This is a genomic window from Microcoleus sp. AR_TQ3_B6 (assembly GCF_036702785.1).
Lineage (GTDB): Bacteria > Cyanobacteriota > Cyanobacteriia > Cyanobacteriales > Microcoleaceae > Microcoleus.
Window position 1 is genome coordinate 1 of sequence record NZ_JAUBVJ010000222.1, and the last position, 2,092, is coordinate 2,092.

A 2,092-nucleotide genomic window follows, 5' to 3' on the forward strand; every position below is an offset into this window, starting at 1 on the left:
AGGAGGAATCAGTGTCCAGAATATCCCGCATGGTCCAGTTTATCCCGCAGGTTTTGCGGTCTAAATTACGTTAGGCCGTCCATGCGAGTAAAAAAGCGCCTCACAATAATTTTTTGGCAATAGCGCAAACGCCTGATCGACCAAACGTTCAAATAAGCAAACTAATGGCAATACCTTCTGCATTCGTCCATACAGCATTGCTTGGGCACAACTATCTGCCAGCGCAACGCAGATATAAGGAAGAACTCCCCCCATCTTCGACTCAGCGACGTTTACGCCTGCCGCCGCCGCCCCGCTTCTTTCCATGAAGCCAAGGGGACGCGGCTTTGACAGCGTGGAATACAAAGCAACCAAATTCAATTCTGTATCGCGCTCATACAGCATTCCGCACCCAATTGCATACGCACAACTCGCAAAGTGCATTGTCGACAATTGGAATGTAATTGAGCCTTTTCAAAACTCCCATGTGAGCATGATTCGCCCAAGACAGCATAAAGATGGGCGAATCATCATCATGGACTATGAAAGATTCGCGGCACGAGCGACTCGGGTTCGGGACCTCGCATTCAACAAGAGGTATGCGGCACGAACTGATATTACCTCTTGCTTTGGAAGCATCTACACCCATGCAATTCCTTGGGCTGCGGTTGGTGTCGCAGCGGCTAAAGCAAGCACCACAGGCGGATGGTTTAACACGTTGGATAAACACACTCGGCGGTGTACACGCGATGAAACCCAAGGCATCCCAATTGGCCCAGGAACATCGAACATCATCGCTGAAATTATTCTATCGGAGGTGGATAAGAAGCTCGCACCAGAATTTCACTTCGCGCGTGGAGCCGCAACAAATGGAATGTCTCGATTCATTGATGACTACTCCTTTTACTGTGACTCATTTGATGAAGCTGAACGTTTCATCAGGCGCCTTGACGAAGAACTGGGCGTGTTCAAGATGCGCCTAAACGCTCGAAAAACCTCCATCATCACACCAGTTACTCCTTTTGGCGATAGATGGGCATCTGAACTCGCGCTGAGACTGCCAACCGGGGGTAGCTTGGACTCTTACAGATGCACAAACTATCTCGAGTTTGCATCCGCTCTTGCCAGCCAATTCCCCGATGGAAGCATTCTCAAATATGCGGCGAGCGCCCTTGTACGAAGCCCATTAACGGCTTCCGCAGAGGTCACGACCCTTGATTACCTACTTGTACTTTCACCTACAAACCCGGTTTTGCTTCCTCTACTGGAGAAGCTATTCGACAGCACCAAGATAGGGGGCGCCATCCGCTTTCCTTCAAGGATCCTAGACATCCTAGGAGACAGCGCTGCACGCCACCGATCTGATGCAATGGCATGGACCCTGTATTACGCAAAAAAGTACAACATTGCAATTCCATCAACCACCGCCGACGAAGTAATCAAAACAAACGACTGCATCGCGATTCTCTGCCTATTTTTGACTGGGCAACATTTACCGAAGATAGTCAACTGGACGACCACGCTGGACAAGAGCGATGCGTACACACTAGACAGATATTGGATTGTCTTATATCAATTGCACCAGCAAGGGCACATTGGCTCTGATTTCTGTTCAGTACCCAAAGCGTTTGCCGACTTAAAGGCTGCGAATGTCAGTTTTGTCGTTTAAATCACACCCTTCCACTACGCGCCCCAGCCTAACTGTAGGTTCAACGCGGACGCCGACATAGGCCATGCCATCGGCATTTTCATGGCCTATGTCGGTACCCTCCGCACTTCGTGCTCCGGCGCCGGTTAACCAGGGCCTTGAACGTCCGCTTTCATTTGCTGTGACTGGCTGCTTCTGGCCGATTTCGGACACCGTCCCAGCAAAGCCGCTGTCATCCGTCGAACTCTCAAGCTCTGCCTTGTGCAAAGTCCAAAGATCAGTGGCGCAGATCCTTGCATATGAATCTCCCGTGTCGCGCGCAACGAGATTCCAATATCGCAAGCGCCTCCGCCTCACAGTTGACTGCTGCAAACCTCCCCCGAACGATCAAGCCACAGCCCATTCAACGCAGCGCTGTAGGCCCCGATGCCCACCGCGCCCAGGCAGGCGGCTTGCCCGTAAGCT

2 protein-coding genes are annotated in these 2,092 nt (G+C 51.4%); one reads left to right on the forward strand and one right to left on the reverse strand.

Translation table 11 applies throughout. The features are described 5' to 3' along the window. Positions 1-60 precede the first annotated feature (60 nt). Positions 61-384, reverse strand: coding sequence for a hypothetical protein (locus QUB56_RS36785; RefSeq protein WP_332961285.1), 324 nt, complete (start codon positions 382-384; stop codon positions 61-63). On the opposite strand from QUB56_RS36785, the gene QUB56_RS36790 reads away from it, so the two are divergent. Then, positions 305-1,648: an RNA-directed DNA polymerase gene (locus QUB56_RS36790; protein WP_332961284.1), complete on the forward strand. Its 1,344-nt coding sequence runs from the start codon at positions 305-307 to the stop codon at positions 1,646-1,648. The two genes, QUB56_RS36785 and QUB56_RS36790, sit on opposite strands and share 80 nt — an antisense overlap. Positions 1,649-2,092 lie beyond the last annotated feature (444 nt).